This is a genomic window from Fictibacillus nanhaiensis (genome assembly GCF_049537595.1).
GTDB classification, from domain to species: Bacteria; Bacillota; Bacilli; order Bacillales; family Fictibacillaceae; genus Fictibacillus; species Fictibacillus nanhaiensis_F.
On the sequence record NZ_JBMULM010000001.1, the window covers coordinates 2,167,428 to 2,193,481 of the forward strand.

Annotated in this window: 22 protein-coding genes and 2 riboswitches; of the genes, 10 read left to right on the forward strand and 12 right to left on the reverse strand. The window is 40.3% G+C overall.

Translation table 11 applies throughout. The annotated features are described in order from the left end of the window. Positions 1 to 20: 20 nt before the first annotated feature. Positions 21 to 1,868: an asparagine synthase (glutamine-hydrolyzing) gene (gene asnB, locus ACOZ9X_RS10990; protein ID WP_423418144.1), complete on the reverse strand. Its 1,848-nt coding sequence runs from the start codon at positions 1,866 to 1,868 to the stop codon at positions 21 to 23. A 158-nt stretch (positions 1,869 to 2,026) separates the two neighbouring features. Here asnB and ACOZ9X_RS10995 point away from each other — a divergent pair, with 158 nt between their 5' ends. Continuing rightward, on the forward strand, positions 2,027 to 3,118 hold the full coding sequence (locus tag ACOZ9X_RS10995; RefSeq protein WP_423418145.1) for an AI-2E family transporter: 1,092 nt from the start codon (positions 2,027 to 2,029) through the stop codon (positions 3,116 to 3,118). Positions 3,119 to 3,330: 212 nt separating this feature from the next. On the opposite strand, the gene ACOZ9X_RS11000 is transcribed toward ACOZ9X_RS10995, so the two are convergent. Continuing rightward, positions 3,331 to 4,092: an MBL fold metallo-hydrolase gene (locus ACOZ9X_RS11000; RefSeq protein WP_423418146.1), complete on the reverse strand. Its 762-nt coding sequence runs from the start codon at positions 4,090 to 4,092 to the stop codon at positions 3,331 to 3,333. A 128-nt stretch (positions 4,093 to 4,220) separates the two neighbouring features. On the opposite strand from ACOZ9X_RS11000, the gene ACOZ9X_RS11005 reads away from it, so the two are divergent. Continuing rightward, entirely contained in the window at positions 4,221 to 4,631 is a 411-nt protein-coding gene (locus tag ACOZ9X_RS11005; protein ID WP_423418147.1) for an Lrp/AsnC family transcriptional regulator, read from the forward strand. A 200-nt stretch (positions 4,632 to 4,831) separates the two neighbouring features. Here ACOZ9X_RS11005 and ACOZ9X_RS11010 read toward each other — a convergent pair whose 3' ends face one another. The 5 genes from ACOZ9X_RS11010 to ACOZ9X_RS11030 form a co-directional block, all read right to left on the reverse strand. After that, positions 4,832 to 5,368: a 1,2-dihydroxy-3-keto-5-methylthiopentene dioxygenase gene (locus tag ACOZ9X_RS11010; RefSeq protein WP_423418148.1), complete on the reverse strand. Its 537-nt coding sequence runs from the start codon at positions 5,366 to 5,368 to the stop codon at positions 4,832 to 4,834. Then, positions 5,346 to 6,011: a methylthioribulose 1-phosphate dehydratase gene (locus ACOZ9X_RS11015; RefSeq protein ID WP_423418149.1), complete on the reverse strand. Its 666-nt coding sequence runs from the start codon at positions 6,009 to 6,011 to the stop codon at positions 5,346 to 5,348. Before ACOZ9X_RS11015 ends, ACOZ9X_RS11010 begins: the two co-directional genes overlap by 23 nt. Further along, a complete protein-coding gene (locus ACOZ9X_RS11020; protein WP_423418150.1) occupies positions 6,008 to 6,682 on the reverse strand; it encodes a 2-hydroxy-3-keto-5-methylthiopentenyl-1-phosphate phosphatase in 675 nt (224 codons plus the stop codon). The genes ACOZ9X_RS11015 and ACOZ9X_RS11020 overlap by 4 nt, the downstream gene beginning before the upstream one ends. Continuing rightward, a complete protein-coding gene (locus ACOZ9X_RS11025; protein ID WP_423418151.1) occupies positions 6,679 to 7,920 on the reverse strand; it encodes a 2,3-diketo-5-methylthiopentyl-1-phosphate enolase in 1,242 nt (413 codons plus the stop codon). Before ACOZ9X_RS11025 ends, ACOZ9X_RS11020 begins: the two co-directional genes overlap by 4 nt. A gap of 77 nt (positions 7,921 to 7,997) precedes the next feature. After that, positions 7,998 to 8,117, reverse strand: a riboswitch (SAM riboswitch). A gap of 217 nt (positions 8,118 to 8,334) precedes the next feature. Then, positions 8,335 to 9,501 (reverse strand): pyridoxal phosphate-dependent aminotransferase, encoded by a 1,167-nt coding sequence (locus ACOZ9X_RS11030; protein WP_423418152.1) that lies wholly within the window; start codon positions 9,499 to 9,501, stop codon positions 8,335 to 8,337. Between the two features lie 107 nt (positions 9,502 to 9,608). Between ACOZ9X_RS11030 and ACOZ9X_RS11035 the strand changes: the two genes are divergently transcribed. From ACOZ9X_RS11035 to ACOZ9X_RS11060, 6 genes are all read left to right on the forward strand, one after another. Further along, positions 9,609 to 10,391: a carbon-nitrogen family hydrolase gene (locus ACOZ9X_RS11035; protein ID WP_423418153.1), complete on the forward strand. Its 783-nt coding sequence runs from the start codon at positions 9,609 to 9,611 to the stop codon at positions 10,389 to 10,391. Positions 10,392 to 10,495: 104 nt separating this feature from the next. Then, positions 10,496 to 10,660, forward strand: a riboswitch (SAM riboswitch). A gap of 87 nt (positions 10,661 to 10,747) precedes the next feature. Then, positions 10,748 to 11,965 carry an S-methyl-5-thioribose kinase gene (gene mtnK / locus ACOZ9X_RS11040; RefSeq protein ID WP_423418154.1) on the forward strand — a complete coding sequence of 406 codons (1,218 nt, stop codon included), beginning with the start codon at positions 10,748 to 10,750 and terminating at the stop codon, positions 11,963 to 11,965. 3 nt (positions 11,966 to 11,968) lie between these two features. After that, positions 11,969 to 13,036, forward strand: coding sequence for an S-methyl-5-thioribose-1-phosphate isomerase (mtnA, locus tag ACOZ9X_RS11045; RefSeq protein WP_423418155.1), 1,068 nt, complete (start codon positions 11,969 to 11,971; stop codon positions 13,034 to 13,036). Further along, positions 13,014 to 14,159 carry a sugar ABC transporter substrate-binding protein gene (locus ACOZ9X_RS11050; RefSeq protein ID WP_423418156.1) on the forward strand — a complete coding sequence of 382 codons (1,146 nt, stop codon included), beginning with the start codon at positions 13,014 to 13,016 and terminating at the stop codon, positions 14,157 to 14,159. Before mtnA ends, ACOZ9X_RS11050 begins: the two co-directional genes overlap by 23 nt. Further along, entirely contained in the window at positions 14,156 to 15,661 is a 1,506-nt protein-coding gene (locus ACOZ9X_RS11055) for a sugar ABC transporter ATP-binding protein (protein WP_423418157.1), read from the forward strand. The genes ACOZ9X_RS11050 and ACOZ9X_RS11055 overlap by 4 nt, the downstream gene beginning before the upstream one ends. After that, positions 15,642 to 16,679: an ABC transporter permease gene (locus ACOZ9X_RS11060; RefSeq protein WP_423418158.1), complete on the forward strand. Its 1,038-nt coding sequence runs from the start codon at positions 15,642 to 15,644 to the stop codon at positions 16,677 to 16,679. Before ACOZ9X_RS11055 ends, ACOZ9X_RS11060 begins: the two co-directional genes overlap by 20 nt. A 22-nt stretch (positions 16,680 to 16,701) precedes the next feature. Here ACOZ9X_RS11060 and ACOZ9X_RS11065 read toward each other — a convergent pair whose 3' ends face one another. Continuing rightward, positions 16,702 to 18,480 (reverse strand): sensor domain-containing protein, encoded by a 1,779-nt coding sequence (locus tag ACOZ9X_RS11065; protein ID WP_423418159.1) that lies wholly within the window; start codon positions 18,478 to 18,480, stop codon positions 16,702 to 16,704. A 153-nt stretch (positions 18,481 to 18,633) separates the two neighbouring features. Further along, positions 18,634 to 18,990 (reverse strand): DUF1516 family protein, encoded by a 357-nt coding sequence (locus ACOZ9X_RS11070; RefSeq protein WP_066392958.1) that lies wholly within the window; start codon positions 18,988 to 18,990, stop codon positions 18,634 to 18,636. 147 nt (positions 18,991 to 19,137) lie between these two features. On the opposite strand from ACOZ9X_RS11070, the gene ACOZ9X_RS11075 reads away from it, so the two are divergent. Beyond that, complete coding sequence (locus tag ACOZ9X_RS11075) at positions 19,138 to 20,346, forward strand: ornithine--oxo-acid transaminase (protein ID WP_137789912.1); 1,209 nt, start codon at positions 19,138 to 19,140, stop codon at positions 20,344 to 20,346. 285 nt (positions 20,347 to 20,631) lie between these two features. On the opposite strand, the gene ACOZ9X_RS11080 is transcribed toward ACOZ9X_RS11075, so the two are convergent. The 3 genes from ACOZ9X_RS11080 to ACOZ9X_RS11090 are packed head-to-tail and all read right to left on the reverse strand — an operon-like array spanning position 20,632 to position 23,796. Then, a complete protein-coding gene (locus ACOZ9X_RS11080; protein ID WP_423418160.1) occupies positions 20,632 to 21,420 on the reverse strand; it encodes an SDR family oxidoreductase in 789 nt (262 codons plus the stop codon). Positions 21,421 to 21,450: 30 nt separating this feature from the next. After that, positions 21,451 to 22,875, reverse strand: coding sequence for an NAD-dependent succinate-semialdehyde dehydrogenase (locus ACOZ9X_RS11085; protein WP_423418161.1), 1,425 nt, complete (start codon positions 22,873 to 22,875; stop codon positions 21,451 to 21,453). Positions 22,876 to 22,911: 36 nt separating this feature from the next. Beyond that, entirely contained in the window at positions 22,912 to 23,796 is an 885-nt protein-coding gene (locus ACOZ9X_RS11090) for a fumarylacetoacetate hydrolase family protein (RefSeq protein ID WP_423418162.1), read from the reverse strand. Positions 23,797 to 23,989: 193 nt separating this feature from the next. Here ACOZ9X_RS11090 and ACOZ9X_RS11095 point away from each other — a divergent pair, with 193 nt between their 5' ends. Beyond that, entirely contained in the window at positions 23,990 to 25,744 is a 1,755-nt protein-coding gene (locus ACOZ9X_RS11095) for a B12-binding domain-containing radical SAM protein (RefSeq protein ID WP_423418163.1), read from the forward strand. The last annotated feature ends 310 nt before the right edge of the window (positions 25,745 to 26,054 follow it).

The window sequence follows — 26,054 nt, forward strand, 5'->3', positions numbered from 1 at the left end:
TGTACTCCGGTTTTTTGTATTTAATCTACAATATTAATATTATAGTCTGTCAACCAGCTGTCGATCTGCGCAAGATGAGCCATTAATTGTGGTCCTGTCATAAGCTGGCCGAACCAAGGTTCTTTAAACGTCTCTCCGTTCGTTTGAATGATATCCTGAACGCGTGCTCGGTTTAATACTTCAAACAATGGTGAATTCTTTTTTGCGACAATGCTTGTTAGCCAATCTTTTACGCCGTTCGTATAATCCGGATGGAACGTTTTCGGGTAAGGACTCTTTTTCCGATATAGAACATCATTCGGAAGAACACCAGTAAGTGCTTTTCTAAGTATTCCCTTCTCTCTTCCATCTAACATTTTCATGTCCCAAGGAATGTTCCATGCGTATTCTACTATTCTATGATCTGCAAAAGGTACCCTTACTTCTAATGAAGCTCCCATGCTCATGCGGTCTTTGCGATCCAATAGAGTCGTCATAAACCAAATCATATTCAAATAGAAGATTTCTCGTCTTCGCGCTTCTATTTTTGATTCTCCCTCTAAGACAGGCGTTTCATTTACCGTCTCTTCGTAACGTTGCTGCACATACGAAGCTAAATTTAGTTTACTAGCCCACGAGTCTTGCAAGAGATTCTGCCGAGCTTCTGTTGAACGCATCCACGGAAACATCGGACGGTTTAGTAACTCTTCTTTATGAAACCATGGATACCCTCCAAAGATCTCGTCTGCGCATTCTCCTGATAATGCAACGGTTGACTGTGGTTTAATCTGACGACAGAACCATAACAGAGAAGAATCCACATCAGCCATTCCTGGCAGATCCCGAACAGTAACAGCTTCACGCAAATGATTGATTAATAGTTCATTATCGATCACGCAGCTATGATGAACAGATCCTGTCGCCTCAACCATCTGATTGATCCAATACGCATCTGAATTAGGCTGATAATCACTCGCTTTAAAATACTTCTCATTATCAACATAATCAATGCTGAACGTATGAAGGTCACCCTTGTTTTCTTCTTTAAAATATTTAGCTGCGATTGCTGTTATAGCACTTGAATCGAGGCCGCCAGAGAGAAACGTACATACGGGTACATCTGCAACCAGCTGTCGTGTTACTGCATCAGTCACAAGATCCTTCACATTTTCTATCGTGTCTTCTAAAGAGTCTTGATGTGGTTTACTTTCTACGTTCCAATACCGCCAAATTTTCAGCCCGTTTTTCGAATACGTTGCAGCATGAGCCGGACGAAGTTCTTTTATTCCTTTATATACACCATTGCCTGGGGTACGCGATGGTCCTAGACCAAACACTTCTTGCAATCCTTCACGATCTATTTCGGCCTTCACATCTGGATGAGCTAATATAGATTTTATTTCAGACCCAAATAATAGCATACCGCCTTTTTCCGTATAAAAAAATGGCTTTACCCCTAGTCGATCTCGAGCTACAAACAAACTTTGCTTTTCTTCATCCCAAATGCCAAATGCAAATATTCCATTAAATCGATCAATACAACTTTCTCCCCATTCCATATAAGAAGTAAGCAACACTTCTGTATCAGAATGCCCCTCAAACGAATACCCTCTTTGTAAAAGTTCCTTACGTAGATCTTCTGTGTTGTACAGCTCTCCGTTATAGCAAAGCGTATACTGTAATTTGTTCTTTGTTCTTGTCATCGGCTGAACGCCGCCTTCAATGTCTACAACAGCTAACCTTGCGTGACCAAAACCTGCATGCGTCGTACTCCATACATTGAGTGCGTCAGGTCCTCTTTTTGATAAAGGTGTGGCCATCTTAATCAATATATTTTTTTCTTGTGTGAGGTTACGATTCCAATCTGCCCAACCCGTTATTCCGCACATTGGTTTCATCCTTTCTGTACAAACTCCATTTCTAGTACGTATGCCCATTACTCAGCATATGCTTTTATCCTTGTAGTGGTGTTTTTTAAAAATTTGTGCATGTTCTCATAAGTTGTATATAATGAATACATATTTCAGAAGATAAAGGTGATCATTACATGCCACAGTCGAAATTTTTTCGTATCGGTTACGGATTTCTCCTCATTTTTTTAATCATTTTAGTAGGAACAAAGATTGATTTTATTTTCAGGCCGCTCGTCGTTCTTGTTCAAACGTTATTTTTCCCGTTTTTACTTGGCGGTGTTCTTTATTATCTGTTCCGACCTGTCGTTCAGTTCTTGCATAAGCGAAATGTGCCGAAGGTGTTATCTATCCTTCTAATCTATCTGCTTGCGATCGGACTTTTCGTATTGCTGTTCTATTCTATTGGCCCGATACTACAAAGACAGGTAAGTAATTTAATCGAGAATACACCTGCTTTAATCGATGCTATTCGTTCAAAGCTAAATGATTTACAGCAAAATGAATGGGTAAGCCGTTTCCAAGAAAGTGACCAATTTGACGTAAAAGAAATCTCTGATAAAGTGTCTGCTTATCTGTCTACTAGTGTTCAAACAATTGGTACGAACATCGCAAACTTTATTGGAATCATCACAAACATTATTATGATTTTTGTTACCGTTCCTTTCATTCTTTATTACATGCTAAAAGAGGGTGAAAAAGCTCCACAGATGGTGCTTCAAACGCTTCCAGAAAGACAGCGTAATAATGGTACAAAAATTCTAAAAGACATGGACAACGCACTCAGCTCTTACATCCAAGGACAAATCTTAGTCAGTGTCTGTGTGGGAACTATGCTGTATATTGGTTATCTAGTCATTGGAATTGAATACTCTCTGATCTTAGCTATCATAGCGATGTTCACAAATGTGATTCCGTTCCTTGGACCGATTATCGGAGTCGTTCCAGCACTGATCGTAGCCATTGTCGATTCGCCTGCGATGGTCATTAAAGTGCTAGTCGTTATGGTTATTGCTCAGCAGATCGAGGGTAATGTAATCTCTCCACAAGTTATGGGTAAAAAGCTAGATATTCATCCGCTTACGATTATTTCTATCTTGCTTGTAGCAGGAAGCCTTGGTGGTCTGCTCGGATTAATTCTTGCGGTTCCAGTATATGCGGTGCTTAAGGTTATCGCCCTGCACACGTATCGCTTGATTAATTTAAGAAGAGCGAAAGTAGAAGAATAATTTTTTAAAAAAAAAGCATATGCGTTTGACAGTAACGGGTTTCTTTTGAGGAAGAAAACGATAAAAAACAAGTCAAATTGCATAGTAATTAGCACTAAAAATCGCAGCGTAATTCGTTGCGATTTTTTTCATGGTGTCCTTATGCCACAAACGTTCAGGATTGTGGAGTATCCAAAAAAAAAACAGAAATCACTTTCTGTCTTTTTACATTCTTAAAATCTGTATGATTCACCGTCATCTGGCACTAATACACTAGACGCAATACCTTTTTCACTTACAAACTTTTTTAATTTTTTTCTGGACAATCCCCAGTGGTTCACCGCTTCCATGTGGACAGCAATTAACTTTGCGTTAGGAGCAGCCTTATACACTTCATAGACATCATCTTTGCCCATGACAAGAGAGCCGCCTTCAAAGAATTGGTTATCTCCCGCATTTACCACAATAATTTCTGGTTTATGTGTGTTGATTTCCTCTTGAACTGCTTCATACCATACCGTATCTCCAGCAACATATAATGTTTTCTCAATTTGATGTTTGAAGACAATGCCACATACTAGACCAGCAAGTTTTAAGATTTCTCCTCTTCCATGCTCGCCTTTTGTTTTAATTAATTGGATACCTTCAAAGACTGTATCTTCTTGTAAAACCTCTACACTTTGAAAACCAGCGTTTCGAATTTCTGTCGCATCTTCTTCATTTTGCGCAAATAATTGGATATCCTTTGGTAATACTTCTTTTGCAACTTCATCCCAATGATCATAATGCAGGTGAGTAACAATAACTGCATCAATCCCTTTAATAATATTTTTAAGGGAAGTCGGTAAGTCAACTAATGGATTATTTTGTTCTTGTCTTGGTGAATTCGGGAAAGGAGGATATGTCCCTTTTTCCGCTAACATTGGATCGATTAAAAACTTTTTTCCTGCGTATTCAACAACTATTGTTGCATTACGAATTTGTTGTATATTCATATTTGTTATCTCCTCTTCTTTAAAATTTCCTTTGAACAATATATATTCTATATAATACCCATTGACCGATACATAGATTAATTAAAGTCTTTTGGCTGTTTGACTTTATAATGAAAGGAGTTATATAAATGTTAGATAAGACGGACTTACGTATGTTGGATGAACTATCCAAGAACAGTCGGCTCACGATGAAAGAGTTAGGTGAGAAAGTCCATTTAACTGGACCAGCTGTTTCAGCTAGAGTGGCGAAATTAGAGGATAGTGGAGTTATTGAGGGTTATACCATAAAAGTCAATCGATATAAATTGGGGTATTTTATACATGCCTTTATTACAATCATTACGCGAAGCACTTTTCATCAGCCCTATTTGTCGTTCATAAAAACTAAAGAGCAACACATAATCAATAACTATAAAATTAGTGGAGACGGTTGTTACCTTCTAGAATGCAAATTTCCTTCTAATGAAATATTAAATGATTTTTTGAAGAGCTTAAACGAGCATGCAAACTATAAATTATCGATTGTCATAGATAAATAATGATCATTTAAAAAGAATAATCTCTGTGAATAATTACACTTAAACTAACGGAGTTGTTAGGTTTGGCGCTCGTATTTTCTGTACGGCGCTCGTCCATCGTGCTTGTCAGCCGCCGGACGAGCGCCTGAACCGCCAACTACTCTTTCATTACAAAAGAAAACACACCATTTCATTCGTAATAAAATGGTGTGCCATGTTTATTATTTGGCTTCTTGAGGCTGTTTATCGTAAATAGGTACCCAGCCTTCTTTTGATTTGAAGATGCGGACCGCTACTACTTTACGATCTTCTTGCAGCGTGAAATAGTGACGGAAATTTTCTGGAACAGAGATAAGATCTCCCGGTTCTAATTCAACATCAAAGAATCTTCCGTTTGGTCCTTCTATCGCAAAAATTCCATGTCCAGAAACGATAAATCGTACTTCATCATCTGTGTGATGATGTTCTGCTAAGAAGTTTTTCAAAAGCTCATCCAGGTTTGGTGTCGCATCTGAAAGTGAAATGACATCTTCTGTTACATACCCTCTGCGCTCAGAAATATCATCGATCTCACTTCGAAAGGTTTGAATCACTTCTGCTTTGTCCTCATCGCTTAACGAGAAATTTTCACGAAGGTGTGATGGAAGTTTTTCAATGTCCCACTTTTCGTAAATAACTTCCTGAGAATTTAAGTATGCTTCTACCTCGCTTTGTTTTTCAATTCTTTCATTATTATCATGAAATCGTAGTTGTGCCATTTTTAACGCCTCCAAATGATTGATTTTTATTTAAAAAAGTTAAAGTTTGTAACTTGAGGTGGTAAGAAAACAAAAACTCAAAAGCTTCTAAATGTTTCTTCGCTTCAAAAGCATTTCTGCCCCATACGGTAATCCCATGATTGCGTATCAAAACAGCTTTTGTATCAGGCTTTATCACCGCACCCACGGCTTCTGATAGCTTTGAAAGATCACCGTAATTTTCAACGATAGGGACTGTAATACTTCCTTCTTCTTCCCATATTCCAAAAGCTTTTATCAGTTCTTGGCCTTTGAACGTAATCTCCCCTTCATCACCATATATCTCAGAGATTAAGTTATTATCCACGGTGTGAACGTGTAAACAACAGCCTGCATCCGTTAATCGATAGACTTCACAATGAATACCTGTTTCTGCTGAAGCTTTCAAATGCGTTTCTTCTACCGGTTCACCGTACTGATCTACTAAAAGAAAGTCTTCTGAGGTACGCTTTGTTTTATCTTTTCCGCTTGCAGAAACGTAAAAAGCGAGAGGTGAATCACTTACTTTAATGGATAGGTTACCACTTGTTCCAGGAAACCAATTTCTTGATGCCAGCTCACCCTTTACATCCGCAAGCTCATTCCAGCGCTGTTGTTTACTCAACTTTTTACACCTCTTTTCTCTAAGACATGAACGATGTCATGAAAGGTTTCAAATGGTGTGTATGGTATTTGGTTTTCTTTACATTTTTCAATCAGATAATCTCTTGCAAAAACCACATCTGCCATCTTAGATGCTTGAAGATCAGTGATCGAATCTCCGATCACAATCTTTTCTGCTCCCGGATATCTCTCTTCAAGTCTTCTAATAACAGAAGGTTTACAACATCCACAATCATTGTCACATTGATCATCACATACATTCGGCCAAGTGATTTTTATCGTGTCGTTTGTAAAATCACTTGCGTTACAAAAAACATGGTCTTTTTCTAGTTTGTTCTCTAGTACAGGATGAACAAAAAAATCAATACCACCGCTAACGATGTAAAGTGGAATCCTCTCACTTTGAGTAAATGAGATAAATTCCTGAAACCCTTCTCTGATCTTAGATCGTGTTAAAACGAATTCAATGATTTCTTCCTTTTTATCCGAAGAGATTCTAGAAAACAATTTACCGACCCCTTCTCGAATCGAGATCGTTTCATTCAAGATTTCATTCACGATTGGTTGCCAGCCCTCAGGTGAAAATTCTTCCATAATCGCGACGATATTATCTTTCTCCGTTACAGTTCCGTCAAAATCACAAAAGATTACGGATTGTTCTTGAGTTGTCATTTTACTGGAACACCGCCCCAAAGCTCTAATGCTTTTTGTAGTTCTGCATGTTTTTCAGCAAAACTTTCAAAGTCTTCTCCTTTAACAACGGCATCTATCGCCTGACGGAAAGCACGTGCTCCACCTGCTGCTCCATCTGGATGACCATGTATGCCTCCACCTGCGTTTATAACACTGTCTAAGCCGAAGTCATTGTATAAAACCGGAGTTAAACCTGGATGGATACCTGCTGATGGGACAGGAAACGACTTGTTTAATGAAATTCTATCTGTTGTTAAGGCATCCGCGATATTCAGGGTTTCTTTACGATCAAGTGCTACGCTTCCATATGGTGATGGGAACAACACAAGATCGGCACCTGCATAACGAAGCAGTTTACCTAGTAAAACGGAATAACCAATTCCGTAGAGAGATGATGATCCAATAGCTCCGGATAGTGCAGGGTGTGCCATTATTGGAAGAGGGATCTCTTTATCTTCTGCTAATTCTTGCAATACATCTGGTCCATAGGATAAAACGTTGAACAATAATGCGTTAGCTCCTAATTCTGCTGCGCGCCTCGCTTTGTCTCGAAGTTCACTCGTTCTGCCTGTCAAGTTAACTGCGTAAAGCGTCTTTTCCCCTGTTCGCTCGTGAACAGACTTTAATACTTCTTTAGCGATTTTCACTCTTTCTTCAAAAGGAGTAAGTGGGTTCTCAAAAAGAATTTCATCATCTTTTACAAGATCTACCCCACCTAAAGCCTGCTCATATAATTGCTGTTTAAAGAACGAAAGATCTTTTCCGAGTACCCCTTTAAAAATACTCATAACAAGTGGACGGTTATGTACGTCTAAGATATCTCGGATTCCTGTTATCCCGAACTTTGGACCAGGAAATTTATGTTCTAGATCTTTATCAAACTCTAAATCTACGAGCTTGATCTCACCATCTAACGAAAGCTTACCGAATACTGTCGTTAGAATAGCTGGGATATCATTTGAAAAGTTTGCTGATGGATAGGAAATTTTAAGCAAGCCCCTAGTTCTTTTACTTCCTAAAAATTGATCAGCACGTGGATCTTCAGGAAGTTCGGTTACCTCTTCCACAATACCTTTATGTTTTTTTAGCTGATCTTGCTCAAGTTGAGGAAGATCTGTCCAAGAACCTACTGTAAGTCCGAGTGCGATGCCTTCTGCTTTTTTGTGTAGATTCTCTTTTTTATCATGTACTAAGTACGTCGCCGTAATTTTACTCATGTTCGTCGTTCTCCTTTCAATAACGCAAAAAACCCCTTCACGAGGAAGGGGTGTCTACATATTGACAGTTCCGCTTCCTCTTATCTCTCAGCCAATCGTTCGACTGCAAGAATTAGCACCGTTTTCAGTTAAGCTAAATTAACTGAATGGTTGCCGGGTTTCATCGGGCTAGTCCCTCCACCTGCTCTTAATAAGAGTGCAAATTGTTAGAATATAATTTTAATTGTGATTATGACAGGGTATGAAGGATATGTCAACCCTTGAAAGCAATTGATTTCCGTTCCAGATGCTCGCTTTCCGGGAGGCGTGCGGTGAGCCCCTTGCCGCTTTGCGCCCTTAAGGGTCTCACTTTCCACACTCGTCCCCCAGGAGTCTCGCATCTTGCACCCCAATCAACTTTCTTAAAAGACTAATTTAAATTAATTTAGCAATACGATCTGCAGCCTCGATCAGACGTTCTTCAGACGTTAGTAGGCCGGCACGTACATATCGGTCGCCTTCACTTCCAAATCCGATGCCAGGTGCGACGACGACATGTGCTTCCTCAAGCAAGTAGTCTGCGAACGTTTCTGATGTATAACCTTCAGGCACAGGCAGCCAGCAGAAGAAGGAACCTTTTGGCGAATCCACGTTCCATCCGTTTTCATTCAAGCGTCCAATAAATGCATTTCGGCGGCGTTCATATGTATCTACCAGTTCATCCACACATTGCTGAGAGCCGTTCAAGGCTTTAGCTGCTGCATGCTGGACCGCTCCAAACAAGCTTACATAAAAATGATCTTGTAGTAGATTGATTGATTCGATGACAGATTCGTTTCCTACGGCAAAACCAACGCGCCAGCCTGCCATGTTATACGTCTTAGAAAGGGTATAGATCTCTATCCCTACGTCTTTTGCTCCTTCGGTCTGTAGAAAGCTGATCGGTTTCTGTCCATCAAACCCAATTGCTCCATAAGCAAAATCATGGCACACGAGGATATCATGTTTGTTAGCAAGTTCCACTGTCTCTTTAAAAAAAGATTCTGTTGCAACACCAGCTGTTGGATTGTTCGGATAGTTCAAGAACATAAGCTTAGCTTTGTTCAAGACCGTTTCATGTAAATCATCATACTTCGGGAGAAATTCATTTTCTTTTCTTAAGGGCATCGTCTCCATCGTAGCTCCGGCCATTGCTACACCTGACCAGTAATCGGGGTATCCTGGATCTGGAACGAGCGCAACATCTCCTTGGTTTAAATAACATTGTGATAATTCTACTAAACCCACTTTCCCTCCAAAGAGTACGGCTACTTCTTTCTCAGGATCAAGTGTCACACCATATTCTCTTTTATAAAAATCAACTGCAGCTTGCTTTAAGAATCCGTGTCCTCGAAACGGAGAGTATTTATGGAAGTCTGGTCTTTCTGCACCTTCCTTCAATGCTTCAACAATATGCTGTGGAGTCGGTTGATCGGGATTTCCTTGCCCTAGATTAATAACGTCATAGCCTTGCTCCACATAGTGAGATACTTTTTTTACAAGCTTTGCGAAAAATTGCTCCGGCAGCTTCCCCATCACTTCTGCCTGTTCAAATCGTTTCACGACAATCACTTCCAGTCTAATTTGAATGTTCTTGAAATTCTAATCAGTTATGTTATACGCTTAAGGAAATTCTGTAAAGACTTTTTTACAATCTGGAGGGTACAATCATGAAAATTGCCTGTATTCAAGTTGTTATACATTTTGGCGATCCTGAAAAAAATTATGAACACATCGAAAATAAAATCCGTGAAGCGGTTCAACAGCACCAACCTGATACAATCGTTCTGCCAGAACTGTGGGATACAGGATATGACCTTACTCGATTAGATGAGATTAGCGATCATGATGGTAAAAAAGCTAAGGATTGGTTAAGTCGATTGTCTAAAGAGCTTAATACTAATATTGTCGGCGGGTCTATCGCGTATCGTGAAAGCAATACTGTTTACAATACATCACTCACTTACAACAGAAATGGTGAACAGGTTGGCACCTATTCTAAAGCTCATCTGATCACTCTTATGGAAGAAGAAAAGTATATCTCACCAGGAAGTAACAGTAACCTGTTTACAATCGACGACACCCTCTCCACTCTTGCTATCTGTTACGACATCCGTTTTCCTGAATGGATTCGCGCACCTTTCTTAAACGGGGCTAAGATTTTATTCGTTCCTGCCGAATGGCCGATTCAAAGACAAACCCATTGGCGGTCACTGCTTATCGCACGTGCTATTGAGAATCAATGCTATGTGGTTGCTTGTAACCGGGTAGGAAGCGACCCTAAAAATACTTTTGCGGGTCAATCATTAATCATTGACCCTTGGGGAGATATTATCGCTGAAGGATCGGCGCATGATGAGCAGATCATCACAGCAGAGATCTCACCTGAATTAGTAGACGAAGTACGCGTAAAGGTTCCTGTGTTTAACGACCGTCGAACAGATCTTTATTAAATCGTTTTAAAATTTAGTGTTGACAGATCTTCATACAACGTTGTAGTATAACGATTATGAATTGCGTGAATATTGTTACGCATTAACAAACGAATAATTTTGGTCTCTTATCAAGAGCAGGTGGAGGGATATGGCCCGATGAAACCCAGCAACCGACCGTAATACCATTGTAAGATGGGGCGCCCGCATTCTATGGGGAGCCGCTGATCTAGTCAGCGTATGGCACGGTGCTAATTCCGGCAAAACATTATGTTTTGCTAAGATAAGAGGCACGGGAAATCATCATTCCGAGCCTCTTTTCTTATACGAAAAGAGGCTCTTTTTATTTGCAAAAAATTTTCCGGGGGGAACAAAAAATGAGTGTACAAGTAAAACCTACATATGAACCATTAAATGAATTGACAGTCCTTGATGTGGTAAAACCTTTAGCATTTTTCGAAGCTTCTGAACAAAACCAATTTCAGGTTAGAGAGATTGGAGATGGCAACTTAAACCTTGTTTTTCACATTGAAAGCGCACTCTCCAAAAAAGCGGTGATCGTCAAACAAGCACTTCCTTATGCAAAAGTGGTTGGCGAAAGCTGGCCGCTCACTCTAGATCGTGCACGAATTGAGAGCGATGCTTTATTAAAAGAAGCTGAATCCGTTCCTCACTTGGTTCCGAAGGTTTTATTTTCAGATTCAGCACTTGCTGTCACAGTTATGGAAGATTTGTCTGATCATATCATCCTTCGAAAAGGTCTTATTGAAGGACAAATTTACCCTAATCTCGCTGATGACATTGGAACGTTTGCTGCTAAAACAGCTTTTTACTCTAGCGATTTCTATCTGCATCCGTTTGAAAAGAAAGAACAAGTTAGAAAATTTTCAAATCCTGAACTTTGTAAGATCACGGAAGATTTAGTGTTTACAGATCCATTCTTCAATAACGATACGAACGACTTCCCTGCTGAACTTCAACCTGATGTTGAGCGAATATGGAACGACAAAGAGCTTTTAAAAGAAGTGGCACAACTACGACTATCATTCTTGACAAAAGCTGAAGTTCTTCTTCACGGAGATCTGCATTCTGGAAGTATTTTTGTGAAAAGTGATTCAACTAAAGTAATCGATCCTGAGTTTGCGTTCTATGGTCCAGCCGGATTTGATATCGCTCACTTCATAGCTAACCTTGCGCTTAATCATCTTTCTCAGAATGCACATGCAAAAGAACCGTTTCATCGTGAAACTTTACAAACCTACCTGTTACAAACGATTGAAAAGACTTGGGAGACATACAGAGATACGTTTACAGCGCTTTGGAACGAGAAAGCTACTGATCCTTTTGCCAAGATTGACGGTGTTCTTGAAAATTTCTTAAAAAAAACCTTTCAAGAAGCGATTGGATTTGCGGGATGTGAAATCATTCGAAGAACGATCGGACTTGCACATGTCGCTGATCTAGACTCTATACCGCAAAAAGAAGTTGAGCTCTTTTATAAAAAAACAGCTCTAGCGCTAGGTGCAAAACTGATTAAAAATCAGAGAAAAATTACAAACATCACAGAACTTACTGACTGGATTAGAGGTGCTTAAATTATGACTGTAGCTGAAAAGTGGGTTCCTTCTGTTCGATACAGAGGTAACCATCTTCTTATATTAGATCAACAACAACTTCCCCATCACACGGTTTATTTAAACGTAACCACGATTGAACACGTATGGGACGCAATTTCTAAACTTAAAGTTCGAGGCGCTCCTGCGATTGGAATTGCTGCAGCATTCGGACTCGCACTATGGAGTAATGCTGAGAAAGAGGCCGTGCATTCCTCGTTTTTATCAAAATTACAAAAACAAAGAGATTATCTAGCCTCCTCTCGCCCGACCGCTGTTAATTTATTCTGGGCCTTAGACCGTGTTGTGGCATCTGCCGAACGATCTGCTTCTGTCGAAGAGGCGAAAAAAAACATTGAAGCTGAAGCACTTTTAATTCAAGAAGAAGACGAGAACACATGCAGAAAGATCGGTGAGTACGCCTTGTCGCTACTTCAAGACGGAGATGCTGTCATGACGATCTGTAATGCTGGTGCCATCGCGACAAGCAAATATGGAACAGCTTTAGCACCTTTTCATCTTGCAAAAGAGCAAGGCTGGAATCTTTCTGTATACGCGAACGAAACGCGTCCAGTCTTACAAGGATCTCGTTTAACAGCATGGGAGCTGCAAGCAAACGATATTGATGTGACCTTGATCACAGATAATATGGCAGCCCACACGCTTAAAACAAAAAATATTAAAGCCGTTATCGTTGGATGTGACCGTGTAGCGGCGAATGGCGATACAGCTAACAAGATCGGAACTTTTGGGCTTGCGCTTCAAGCAAGAGCACTTAGTATTCCCTTCTATGTAGCTTGTCCTCTATCTACATTGGATTTAAAAACTACAAGCGGTGATGATATTCCGATCGAAGAACGTCCAGAAGAAGAAGTCACTCATCTAAACGGTATTCGTATTGCACCGGAAGGAATAAAAGTATTCAACCCCGCTTTCGATGTCACTCCTGCTGAATACATTTCAGCGATCATTACAGAAAAAGGGATCGTGAGCGGCAATTATCGAGAAGCGCTAGCCACACTTAAGGAGGATGAAAATATTGAAACCTTATAGAGTCTTGGCAACCGCTTGCCTAACAACTGCCTTGTTCTTAACAGGATGCACCAATGAACAAGATGCTCTTTCTAATAAAACAGAAGCCAAACCAGCTGCTGGAAATGAGTCACAAACAAAACAAAAAAATACAGCTTCAACATCTAGCAAAGTTCCAGAACAGCTTCAGAAGCCTTTAAAAATCGCTTCGATCAACCAGTTCTCTATTGGTACTTTTTCTTCTCAATATATTAGTGGCGTAAAGAAGCAAGTGGAAGAGTTCGGTGGTGAGGTACAGATCTATAACGCTGATAACGATCTTTCTAAAATGGCAGCATATGTAGAAACAGCCGTTAACCAGCAAGTTGATGGAATCTTAATCGATCATGGTCGTGCTGATGCAATTGCACCAAGTGTAAAAAAAGCAGTTGCAGCAGGAATTCCTGTTGTCGCATTTGATAGTGATATCAACATACCAGGTGTAACCGTTATCGATCAGGATGACTATAGCCTTTCTTGGAATGCTTTACGAAGCATGGCGCAAGACTTAAATGGAAAAGGTGAGATCGTTTACGTCTGGGTAGGCGGTTTCACACCGATGGAACGAAGAAACGTTATGTATGAAGCTTTCAAGAAGCGTTATCCTTCGATAAAAGAGATCGCTCGTTTTGGTACTGCAACACAGAATACGGCACTTGATACACAATCGCAAATGGAAGCCTTGCTCCAAAAATATCCGAAAAAAGGTGACATTGATGCGGTATTCGCTCCTTGGGACGAATTTGCTAAAGGCGTAACGCGTGCGATTCAACAAGCAGGACGTGACGAGATTAAAGTATATGGAATCGACCTAAGTGACGAAGATCTGCAACTGATGCAAGAAAGTGATAGTCCGTGGGTGTCAACCGCAGCAACAGATCCCGCTGATGTAGGAAAACTGCAAGTGCGCTTTCTTTACCAAAAAGTAGCCGGTGAAGAAACACCACAAATCTATAGTGTTCAACCTCACCTTGTAGAAAAAGAGGATCTGCCTAAGTCTAAAGTATCTATGGATGAGATCGGTAAGTATGTAGAAGGCTGGGGCAAATCAGATGCCGGAACATCTCCTTGGATGGAAAACTTACGTAAGGATAACCAACAATGACGATACTCACATTAACTTCTATACAAAAATCATTTGGTGAACAGATTGTTTTAAAAGGAGTGGACTTCACCGTAAAAAGCGGTGAGGTCCATGCGCTTTTAGGAGCAAATGGAGCTGGTAAGAGTACACTCATGAAAATACTTTCAGGCGATTATGAGCGTGATGGCGGTTTTATCACGTTGGATGAAGAAGAACTGACTATCAAAACACCGGCTCATGCAAAAGCTGCTGGCATAGAAATGGTCGTTCAAGAAGTAGATACTGCCCTCGTCTCTTCTTTAAGTATCGCAGAGAACGTAACGATGAATACTTTTATCACGGGACCTGCCTTCTTCTCCTGGAAAAAAAGATACAAAGTGGCTCAAGAGCTATTGAAAAGAGTGGGCTTAACACTGGATCCTGCCATGCCACTCTCTCAATGTTCTTTGGCTGAGAAACAGTTAGTACTCATCGCAAAAGCAATTTCTCGAAATATATCTTTTATTATTCTTGATGAACCTACAGCCTCACTTAGTACGAAAGAAACTCAACATCTATTCTCTGTACTTCGTGAACTTCAGAAGCAAAATGTAGGCATTATCTATATTTCTCACCGTATACCTGAAATCATGGAACTGTCGACAAAAGTAACCGTCTTAAAAGATGGATATGTGACCCTTCAAAAAGAAACGTCTGACTGTTCATCTGAAGAAATTGTTCGCTCGATGCTAGGCAATGAATTGGTTGAACTCTTAAACGATGAAGAAGATAGAAAACTAGGCGATACCCTTTTGGAAGTCAAACAGTTCAGTGTGCCAGGTACAGGTGAAACTCTGTCTCTATCTGTTCGAGAAGGAGAAATTGTAGGAGTTGCTGGATTAGTAGGTGCAGGAAAAACGGAAACGGCTAGAGCATTGTTTGGTGCAGATCCATCGAAAGACTCTCTTTACATGAAGGGTAGAAAAATAAGAATTTCGAACCCTCAAAAAGCCATTTCGGCTGGTATTGGCTTTGTTCCAGAAGAGAGACGCAAAGAAGGAATACTCGTCGATTACAATGTGATTGAGAATTTAACCCTCCCCGTCTTAAAGCAGTTTACCAAGTTCGGGTTTATCCAAAGAAACCGCGAAAAGACGGAAGCTGAAAAATGGATTAAACAACTCGGTATCAAGACACAAAAATCTTCACTCTTGCTGAACCATTTAAGCGGGGGTAATCAGCAAAAAGCATCGATTGGTAAATGGCTTCTTACGGACGGGGATGTGTTCATTTTCGATGAGCCGACTAAAGGTATTGATGTTGGCGCTAAGCAAGATGTGTTTCAATGCATCAAGAACTTAGCTGACAAGAAAAAAGGAGTTCTCTATTTTACGAGTGAGATACAAGAACTGCTCGCATTTTGTGACCGAATCCTCGTTATGTACGATGGAAAGATTGCAGGAGAATTAAACAAACACGAAGCTACCACTGAAAAAATTATGCAGTATGCAACTGGAGGTCATTATGGCACAGTACGTTCATAAAGAACACGTTGAGAACGACATAAACACTACTAAACTCTCGCTTCAGGAAAAGATTTTTCCTTTTCTTTACCGATACGGCACCCTTCTTGTCATATTATTAACCGTTATCGGATTTAGTCTAGCAAACGATAAGTTCTTAAGTTATCAAAACTTTACAGATATCTTACGCTCGGTTTCTATTATTACGTTGCTTTCAATCGGTGTAACCATCTCTTTAATCGTAGGTGGGTTTGACCTTTCTGTTGGATCGACGGCAAGCCTTGCGACCGTTACCAGTGCTGCAGCACTCGTTCTTTATCGCCAAGAAACGATCATCGCCATTCTTATTCCAATAGCAATCGGACTATTAGTAGGACTATTAAACTCGTTCTTCGTTGTAAAAGTGAGACTTCCAGATCTACTCGCAACATTAGCCGTTATGTATATTATCAATGGATTGCATCTTACGTTCACAAAAGGATTTTCAATCTACAACAACATGCCTTTATCAGAAGGTGGAACAGCTCCTGGTGTTTTCCTTCCATCTTTCTTATTTATTGGTCAAGGTGAGATATGGTCTGTTCCGGTACCTGTCATCATCATGCTGATCGCGGTTATTGTTGTCCATGTCATTCTACAGCAGACTCGTTTCGGCAGATTATTGTATATTACAGGCGGAAATGAAGAAGCTGCTCGTCTATCTGGTGTCCCTGTCCAGCGTTACAAGATGTATGCTTATCTTTTATCTGCATTCTTTGCCACTCTTGCTGGTATATTATTAGCGGCAAGAATCGGAACCGGGCAAGTTTCCGCTGGTGCTCCTCTATTAATGGATGGTGTTGCAGCAGCTTTTATTGGCTTTTCCGTGTTTGGCGCAGGTAAACCAAATGTGACCGGCACATTTGTTGGTGCCGTTTTGATCGGTATACTTCTTAATGGGTTAACGATGCTAAACGTCCCGTACTACGCACAAGATATCGTAAAAGGTTCGATTCTAATAGGTGCCCTGGCGTTTATGTATTATGAAAAGAAAAAATAAAACGAACAAAACAGCACACTCTTTACGGAGTAGTGCTGTTTTTTGGTAATAGGAAAGTTCTTAAAAACTCACTGGCTTCACAAGCAGGCATAGGCTTACTGATTATATATCCTTGAGCAGTGTGACAGCCATACTCTTGAAGTAACTTCATCTGTTCATGTGTTTCTACACCTTCTGCCACTGTTGACAGAGAAAGTCCTTCACACATCATGATGATCGCTTTAATGATCGCAGCATCACTCGTATTAAAAAAGTCATCGCTAAGATGTCTGATAAAGCTTTGATCGATCTTTAAATAATCAACCGGGAAATCTCTTAAATAACTAAGAGAACTGTAACCTGTACCAAAATCGTCGATCGATAGTCGAACACCTAGCTCTCGTAATTCTTCCATGATGCTGATGCTATATTGAACATTTTGTATCATCGTACTCTCTGTTAATTCTAGGTGAAGATATTCAGCGGATATTCCTGCCGTTTCTATCGCTTCTTTTACTTCATATACAAATGACAACCTTTGAAACTGTCTGCCTGAAACATTTACAGAGATAGAAAGATGAGGCGCACCATCATCATGCCATCTTTTTAGCTGCTTACAAGACTCGAATAGAACAAACCGACCAATCTCATCAATAAGTCCGATCTCTTCAGCTAAAGGTATGAACTGCATCGGAGATACTAGGCCTAAGTCAGGATGATTCCATCTTACAAGCGCCTCAAATCCAAGAATTTTTTCCGTTTTTAAACAAAATTGAGGTTGAAAATAAGGTTCTAGTTCACCCTTTTGAACAGCTTTACGTAGAAAACCTTCTAGCTTGAGCCTTTCAAGTGTGAATGCGTTCATATCACCCGTAAAGAATTCACGTTTTCCTCTGCCCTTTTCTTTTGCTTTATGCAGAGCGGTGTCAGCATTCTTGATGAGAACATCGGCACTCGTACTATCATTTGGATAGATGCTGACCCCAATCGACGTACTAACCGTATATTCTTGGCTATCGAGATAGATCGGCAATTGAAGTGCTTCTTCTATCCGATCTGCTGTATCAATCACGTCAGACGGCTTTTCGATTGTTAAGATTAACGTAAATAAGTCACCAGCGAACCGGCATAGCAAATCTTGACTATGGATGACTTGTCTAAGCTGATTGCTTACATGCCTTAACACTACGTCTCCGATATGGTGACCTAAACTCTCATTTATGATTTTAAAATGATCAATATCCACAAACATCACAGCTAACAGATGGTCTGTATGATCACTTTCAGAAACGAGTTCTCTTAACCTTTTTTCAAATAAACTTCGATTTGGCAAACCTGTTAGCGAGTCGTGAAATGCAAGTTGTTCGATCTCTTCTTCTGCTTTCTGCTGCCAAGTAATGTTCTTTCCGATCCCATATACACCAACTACTTGATCGTTTACGACGATTGGAATGTTCGTGATGCTGCTTAAAATGTGGCCGCCATCTTTTTTCTTAATATTTGCAACAAAATTTTGCGGTTTATCATGTACGGCAAGCCTGAAGTGTTCAACAACCCTTTTGTGATCTTCATCGCACACAAATTGCAGTGCATGGGTTGAGAGCAACTCTTCTTCTGAGTACTCTAAAGACTGAACGAGTGCATGGTTTACACTCGTTATATAACCTTGTAGATCCATAGAATAGATCATATCTGGATTATGATCGAACAACGACTTATAACGCTGTTCAGATTCAATTAAGTTATCATTAAGCTCTTCCATCTCTTTCGTATTCATCTTGATTAAATGAGATAGCGCTAAATATTCATCCATCTCTTTCATTCTTACACCTCATCTGTCCAATGAACCCTATTTATATAGTGATACGTTTCTATCATTTATATCGGTGTATAGAAGGCATTGTTAACAAAACAAAATATGGTTATTTTATCCAAATAAAAAAAGCCGCCCTGTAAAGAGCGACTTTTAAAAGTATTAACCAAGAACAGAATAACCGTAGAATAACACTAGTAATAAAGTGATCCAGAAAAACACCCAGTTCAAGAGGCGGCTCTCACCACGTTTTCTTTGTACAAGAATGATTTCCATCAATCCGATGAGGACAACTCCTAAAGTTCCTTTGATGATAATTGGTCCTTGATTAACGATACCAGGGTCCGTTAGATAGCCAGCAAGCATGTGTCCACCTGTTGCAAGGATCGCTAAGTACAAAACGCGCAGAATCATATGCAAAATTTTCGATTTTTTTCCGGCATTTTTTTTGTATAACATATACGTTACAAAAAACAAAATTAACGCCAGAAACCATGATGTTACGTGAGCATGAATCATAAATATATCCTCCTATGTATAATTCTCCATATAACTATACCATGAACTGCTATAAACTAGGCAATCAATTGAGTTCCCTCTGTAAAGTAAGCACTTTCATTGCTATAATAGCAATGTGAGAAATCTTGCAGAATAGAGGTGTTTCCTTTGAAACAGACAGAAACGAAAAATACGGAAACTGTAATTTCAAAAACGGAACAATATGGTGCACAAAATTATCATCCGCTTCCTATCGTTATCTCGGTAGCCGAAGGTGTATGGGTAACAGATCCAGAAGGTAACCGCTACATGGACATGCTAAGTGCATACTCTGCGGTAAATCAAGGACACCGCCACCCTAAAATCATTCAAGCACTAAAAGATCAAGCAGACAAAGTAACACTAACATCTCGTGCATTCCATAACGATCAACTTGGAGACTTTTATGAAAAAGTATCCAGTCTAACGAAGAAAGATATGGTATTACCGATGAACACTGGTGCTGAAGCTGTTGAGACAGCTATTAAAGCGGTTCGCCGTTGGGCGTATGATGTAAAAGGTGTTGCGGATAATCAAGCTGAGATCATTGTTTGTGAAGGAAACTTCCATGGTCGTACGATGACTGCTGTGTCGATGTCATCTGATCCTGATTACCAACGCGGGTTTGGTCCTATGCTCCCAGGGATCAAAGTGATTCCTTACGGTGACTTAGACGCCCTAAAAGCAGCCATTACACCAAATACCGCTGCATTCATTCTAGAGCCGATCCAAGGTGAAGCAGGAATCGTTATTCCACGTGAAGGTTTCTTGAAGGAAGCTCTTGACGTCTGTAAGTCTGAAAATGTACTCTTTGTAGCTGATGAAATCCAATCAGGACTTGGACGTTCTGGTAAAATGTTTGCTTGTGACTGGGAAGAGATCGAGCCAGACATGTACATCTTAGGAAAAGCACTTGGCGGCGGCGTAATGCCGATCTCTTGTGTAGCAGCAAACCGTGAAGTATTAGGCGTGTTCAATCCTGGATCTCATGGATCAACTTTCGGCGGAAACCCGCTTTCTTGTGCGGTATCAGTCGCTTCTGTAGACGTGCTTGTAGAAGAAAACTTAGTTGAGCGTTCACTTAAACTTGGCGAATATTTCTTAGATGAGCTAAAGAAGATCGATAATCCAGTAATCAAAGAAGTTCGTGGTAAAGGCCTATTTATCGGTGTTGAATTGAACGAACCAGCTCGTCCTTATTGTGAGCGTTTAAAAGAGCAGGGCTTGTTATGTAAAGAAACACATGAAAACGTTATTCGTTTCGCACCTCCATTGATCATTTCTGATGAAGATCTTGATTGGGCGATCGAACGCATTAAAAAGGTACTTTCTGTTTAATTTTATTTATTGCGAGCTGACTCTTTTTGAGTCAGCTTTTTTTGGGACTTCAATTGAGCTCAGTTTCATATACGTACTAGGGTATTAATCCGAAGTTTGATAGATGAATCCACAATTTTTATGGATCAATCCATAAGTTTTAGCTTTTTATTCAGAAGTTTTCGCTCCCAATCCAAAAGATTTCACTGTTTATCAACGAGTCTACAAATATCGACATCTACACTGGCACCTATACCCCTCACTAAACTTAAAAAAAGCAGCAGCCACCGGCTGCTGCTTCCCCCTTTATAGTGCTTTCACCATACCGCCATCGATCAGCAGTGACTGGCCCGTTATATAAGTGTTTGCATCAGAGCAAAGGAACACGACCATCTTTGCAAACTCTCCAGGTTCACCGTATCGGCCAAGTGGAATTCCGCTTTCCATGGAAGTTCTGACCTCTTCAGCAGAAACTCCTTTTTTCTCAGCCATCATTTGATCTAATTCACCTACTCGATCCGTTCCGATTCGTCCGGGTCCGATGGTATTGATCAAAATGCCATCTTTCCCTAGCTCTTGTGAAAGACTCTTTGATAATCCGTTAATAGCTGTTCGGAAAGTGTTCGATAAGATGAGTCCGTCGATCGGCTGTTTAAAGGACGAAGAAGCGATATTTACGATGCGGCCTCCGCCGTTTTTAATCATGTTAGGCGTAACTGCACGAACGGAACGTACAAGACTGAGTAATGTTAACTCAAAAGCACCCTGCCAATGCTCATCTTCAAAATCAGTAAACGTACCCGCAGGAGGGCCTCCTGCATTGTTCACGAGCACGTCCACACTGCCAAACTTCTCTACTGCTGCTGCAACAAGCTCATCGATCTCGTTACGCTGTGTGATGTCACATTTTTTATAGAAAACATCCGTACCTGTATCCCTCTTTATCTCTTCTGCTGTCAGAGAAAGCTGTTCTTCATCACGGCTTGTTAGCATCACGTTCGCACCTTCTCGTGCAAATTCCAATGCACAAGCTTTTCCAAGCCCTTTACTTGAAGCAAGAACGAGAACATTTTTTCCTTTTAGACCTAGATCCATCTCACAATCACCTGGTTTCTTAAAAAGATTTTATAATACGAAACTTACGTATTTCGTTTCAAGATAAGCTTCCATACCTTCTACTCCACCTTCACGACCAAGACCGCTCTCTTTCATACCTCCGAACGGAGCTTGTGCAGCAGAAGGAACACCATCGTTCCAGCCTATGATTCCGTAATCCAACCCTTCAACAACTTGAGTTCCTTTGGACATGCTCTCTGTATAAACATATGCCGCTAAACCGAATGGACTTGTGTTTGCAAGGCGGATCCCTTCTTCAATACTGCTGATCTTGTGGATCGGAATGACTGGACCGAACGTTTCTTCATTCATGATCAGCATATCTTGTGAAACATTCTTTAACACTGTCGGCTCGTAATAAAACCCACCGTTATCTGCTCTTCCTTTTCCGCCTGTTACACACTCTGCACCATTTGAAACAGCATTTTCCACGTGCTCGGAGATCTTTTCATACCCGTCTTTGTTGATGATTGGACCGATATCTGTACCTTCTTCCAAACCGTTTCCTACTTTTAATTTCTTAGCTTCAGCAGACACGCGTTCTACAAACTCTTCATAAACACTTTCTTGCACGTATACTCGGTTAATACAGATACACGTTTGACCTGCGTTACGAAACTTAGAAGCTACTATACCAGCGACAGCTTTATTTAAGTCTGCATCCTCAAGAACAACTGCTGGAGCATGTCCGCCTAGTTCCATAGAAACGTTCTTTACAGTAGAGGCACTTTGCTCGATCAATTTTTTACCGATTTCTGTAGAGCCAGTAAAGGTTACTTTCCGAACTTTCTCTGAATCCATAATCGCTTTTCCAATCACAGAAGAAGATCCTGTTACAAGATTGATTACACCTTTTGGAAAGCCTGCTTGATCTGCTAATTCTACTAATTTAATCGCCGTTAATGGTGTTTCTTTTGGTGGCTTCACAATAAACGTACAACCTGCTGCGAGCGCTGGACCGAGCTTTCTTGTGATCATTGCTGCTGGGAAGTTCCATGGCGTGATGGCCGCCACTACCCCAACAGGCTGGCGTAAAACTTGCATTCTCTTATTTTCTGCACTTGAAGGAATCGTACGTCCGTAGATACGCTTACCTTCTTCTGCATACCACTTAATAAAAGATGCAGCATACATCACTTCACCTACAGATTCTTTTAACGGTTTTCCCATCTCAAGAGTCATTAATTCTGCTAGTTCTTCTTTTTGTTCGATCATTAAGTCATGCAGTTTCATAAGATAGTCAGCGCGCTCATAAGCCGTTAACTTTGACCAGCTCGGAAAGGCTTCGTGCGCAGCATCTATCGCAGCATCTGTTTCTTCTTTTCCACAAGATGCTACAGTCCCTACCACTTCACCGTTAGCAGGATTGAACACCTCTATTTTTTCAAGAGAATCTCCTGTCCATGAACCGTTAATATAAAGCAGCTTTTCCATATGAATTCCTCCTCTATGTAACTAGTTAATTCGACTTCATTCTACTATTTCATTACGAAGTGTCCCGATTCCTTCAATTGTAATCTCGATAACATCTCGGGACTTTAAAAATACAGGCGGCTTCATACCTTTACCAACTCCAGCAGGTGTACCTGTCGCGATTATATCTCCAGCTTCAAGCGTCATGCCTTTTGAAAGCTCGTTAATCATAGTTGGGATGTCAAAGATAAAATCAGATGTGTTTCCGTTCTGTCTCACTTCTCCATTCACTTTTGTCACGATCGAAAGGTTATCTGGATTTGGTACAAGAGAGTGATGTACGATCCATGGACCCATCGGGCAAGTTCCGTTGAGACTTTTTCCGAGTAAAAATTGCTTATGCTTTTGTTGCAGGTCTCGAGCTGTAATATCGTTGATGATCGTAAAACCAAATACGTGATCCATCGCTTCTTCTTTCTTTATACTCGTACCCGTTTTACCAATAATTATAGCTAGCTCACCTTCATAATCGAGTTGATTGGTTATGGAAGAATGACTAGGAACTCCTTCATCGTGACCAATTACAGATGTTGGAGCCTTTGAAAATACCATGATATCTTTCGGAATGTCTGCTTCGCTTCCCATTTCTATCGCATGGTCTCGGTAATTTTTTCCGATGCAGAACACATTTTTACCAGGACGCGGAATTGGAGCCTTTAATTGGATCTCATGGAGATCGTATGTATAGTTCGCTACGAGATCAGAGTTAACCAAACTCTCTACCTTTACCAAAAATTCGTCACCAAGAGCAATTGCCTCGAGTAAGGTTGCTGGAAACTCCATCTCTCTACTTCTCGCGAGCTCTGATACATTCACAATTTTCTCTTCTTTCACGAGGCCAATGAAGTCCTCTCCATGTTTAACAGCTGTAACCCATTTCACGATAAACTGATTCCTCCTTTAAGAAACGCTTACATCGTAATTATTACTACTATATCGGTTCCTACTTTGTACCGTAAAGAAATTTGGCTATGTTAAAAGGCAATACTCGTTTTTGATTCTTTTTAAAATATGGTAAAATAGTTTGTCATCTAAAACGCCCTTTCCTAGGGTAACAGTAATGAGGTTATTAATTATGAAAACTGTACTAAGTACGTTAAATGCTAAATATATACACACATGCCTTGCGTTGCGCTATTTAAAAGCATACAGCGAACCGGAATTCCCTATAACGATTCGAGAGTTCACGATCAAGGATCCTTCGCTAAATATCGTGACCGATCTTTATAGCCAAGAACCTGATGTGCTTGGATTCAGCTGCTATATTTGGAACATTGAAGAAACGATAAAAGTAATCCAGATGTTTAAAAAGATTAAACCGGAAACGAAGATCGTCTTAGGTGGACCTGAAGTATCTTATGATGTAGCACATTGGCTACAACAAATTCCAGAAGTCGACTTTATTGTTGTGAATGAAGGCGAGGAAACGTTTAAACATTTGTTAACTCAGATTCAGAATGGTGGTAGCTTTGATTCGGTTGCTGGACTTGCCTATCGAAAAGATGGAGTGCCTAAAATTAACGGTCCTCGTGAAAAACTGGACTTAAAAACAGTTCCATCTCCATTCCGCTTCGAAGAAGATATCGAGTCTCTATCAAAACGGATCACGTATTTTGAGACAAGCCGTGGCTGTCCATATTCATGTGCGTTCTGCTTATCATCGATTGAAGTTGGGGTTCGTTATTTTGATCCAAAACTCGTTAAAGACGATCTGATCTTCTTAATGGATAATGGTGCAAAGATCATTAAGTTTGTAGACAGAACGTTTAACATTCGGAGAGATTATGCACTCGATATGTTCTCCTTCTTGATTGAAAACAGAAGACCTGGTGTTGTTTTTCAGTTTGAGATCACAGCAGATATCATGAGACCTGAAGTCATCGATTACTTAAATGAACATGCACCAAAAGGTTTGTTCCGTTTTGAGATCGGTGTTCAATCTACAAATGACGCTGTTAACGAACTGGTACAACGCCGACAGAATTTTGAAAAGCTGACGCGTACCGTAACGACTGTTCGTGATGGCGGAAAGATCGTTCAGCATCTGGACTTAATCGCTGGATTGCCTGAGGAAGATTACAACTCATTCAGAAAGACATTTAATGATGTATTCGCTTTTGGCATCGAAGAAGTTCAGTTAGGTTTCTTAAAGATGTTAAGAGGTACAGGTCTACGATTAACTGCCGAAAAACATGATTACGTGTATATGGATCATTCTCCATATGAAATCTTAGGAAACAACGTTCTCACTTTTGATGAAATCATTCGTATCAAACAAGTGGAAGACGTATTAGAAAAATATTGGAACGATCATCGAATGGATCATACCGTTAAGTATTTGATACACCATGTATTCCAATCACCTTTTGACTTCTTCCAAGAATTCGGGACCTATTGGGAAACACGTGGATGGTCAAGAATCGGTCATCAGTTAGAAGACTTATATACGCGCTTGATCGCATTCTTAACGGAAGCTGCACCACACTCACTTCCTGTTGCAGAAAGCTTGATGAAACTTGATTATTTAGAAAGACAACAGTTCAAACCACGTAAACCATGGTGGGAGAACACACAAAACAAAGAAGAAACATCAAAAGTACTATCACTGCTCGCTCAATATCCTGAGATGATCGAAGGGTTTCCAGGTCTTTCTGAAAAAGATATGCACAAACACGCGTTTGTAACAGAAACAGCGATCGATCCATTATCAGATCAACTAGAGCCACAAGGAGAACAAGACTTCTTACTTATTGCGTTGTTTGATCCTAAGCAACAATCAACAAAAGTGTTCACAACATGTAAAAAGTCTTTGTTAACAAAAAATTCGTAAATTGTGAAAGCGGGGATCTCCGTTCCAGGGTACATGCTTTCCGCGGGGCGGGCGGTGTGCCCCCTGCCGCTACGCGCCTTTAGTGGTCTCACCTGTCCCACTTGTCCTAGCCAGAGTCAGTACCCTTCCACTCCAATCCCTAAAAGTTAGCACAAAAAAGAATTTAAGACATCAACTTAAAATAGCTAAGTAAAAAAACAAGGGTTTCGCTAGTAATATACTAGCGAAACCCTTGTTCTTCTTAAAAACGTCAAACTAGTGTAATCCCACTGGCTCTTTTATTGGGTAAAATTTCAAATCTAAAAAAGAA

Bases quoted from the DNA above. Each gene is read 5' to 3' on its own strand.
- asnB (WP_423418144.1), bottom strand. From the start codon at position 1,868: ATGTGCGGAATAACGGGTTGGGCAGATTGGAATCGTAACCTCACACAA.
- ACOZ9X_RS10995 (WP_423418145.1), top strand. From the start codon at position 2,027: ATGCCACAGTCGAAATTTTTTCGTATCGGTTACGGATTTCTCCTCATT.
- ACOZ9X_RS11000 (WP_423418146.1), bottom strand. From the start codon at position 4,092: ATGAATATACAACAAATTCGTAATGCAACAATAGTTGTTGAATACGCA.
- ACOZ9X_RS11005 (WP_423418147.1), top strand. From the start codon at position 4,221: ATGTTAGATAAGACGGACTTACGTATGTTGGATGAACTATCCAAGAAC.
- ACOZ9X_RS11010 (WP_423418148.1), bottom strand. From the start codon at position 5,368: ATGGCACAACTACGATTTCATGATAATAATGAAAGAATTGAAAAACAA.
- ACOZ9X_RS11020 (WP_423418150.1), bottom strand. From the start codon at position 6,682: ATGACAACTCAAGAACAATCCGTAATCTTTTGTGATTTTGACGGAACT.
- ACOZ9X_RS11025 (WP_423418151.1), bottom strand. From the start codon at position 7,920: ATGAGTAAAATTACGGCGACGTACTTAGTACATGATAAAAAAGAGAAT.
- ACOZ9X_RS11035 (WP_423418153.1), top strand. From the start codon at position 9,609: ATGAAAATTGCCTGTATTCAAGTTGTTATACATTTTGGCGATCCTGAA.
- mtnK (WP_423418154.1), top strand. From the start codon at position 10,748: ATGAGTGTACAAGTAAAACCTACATATGAACCATTAAATGAATTGACA.
- mtnA (WP_423418155.1), top strand. From the start codon at position 11,969: ATGACTGTAGCTGAAAAGTGGGTTCCTTCTGTTCGATACAGAGGTAAC.
- ACOZ9X_RS11050 (WP_423418156.1), top strand. From the start codon at position 13,014: ATGAAAATATTGAAACCTTATAGAGTCTTGGCAACCGCTTGCCTAACA.
- ACOZ9X_RS11055 (WP_423418157.1), top strand. From the start codon at position 14,156: ATGACGATACTCACATTAACTTCTATACAAAAATCATTTGGTGAACAG.
- ACOZ9X_RS11060 (WP_423418158.1), top strand. From the start codon at position 15,642: ATGGCACAGTACGTTCATAAAGAACACGTTGAGAACGACATAAACACT.
- ACOZ9X_RS11065 (WP_423418159.1), bottom strand. From the start codon at position 18,480: ATGAAAGAGATGGATGAATATTTAGCGCTATCTCATTTAATCAAGATG.
- ACOZ9X_RS11070 (WP_066392958.1), bottom strand. From the start codon at position 18,990: ATGATTCATGCTCACGTAACATCATGGTTTCTGGCGTTAATTTTGTTT.
- ACOZ9X_RS11080 (WP_423418160.1), bottom strand. From the start codon at position 21,420: ATGGATCTAGGTCTAAAAGGAAAAAATGTTCTCGTTCTTGCTTCAAGT.
- ACOZ9X_RS11085 (WP_423418161.1), bottom strand. From the start codon at position 22,875: ATGGAAAAGCTGCTTTATATTAACGGTTCATGGACAGGAGATTCTCTT.
- ACOZ9X_RS11095 (WP_423418163.1), top strand. From the start codon at position 23,990: ATGAAAACTGTACTAAGTACGTTAAATGCTAAATATATACACACATGC.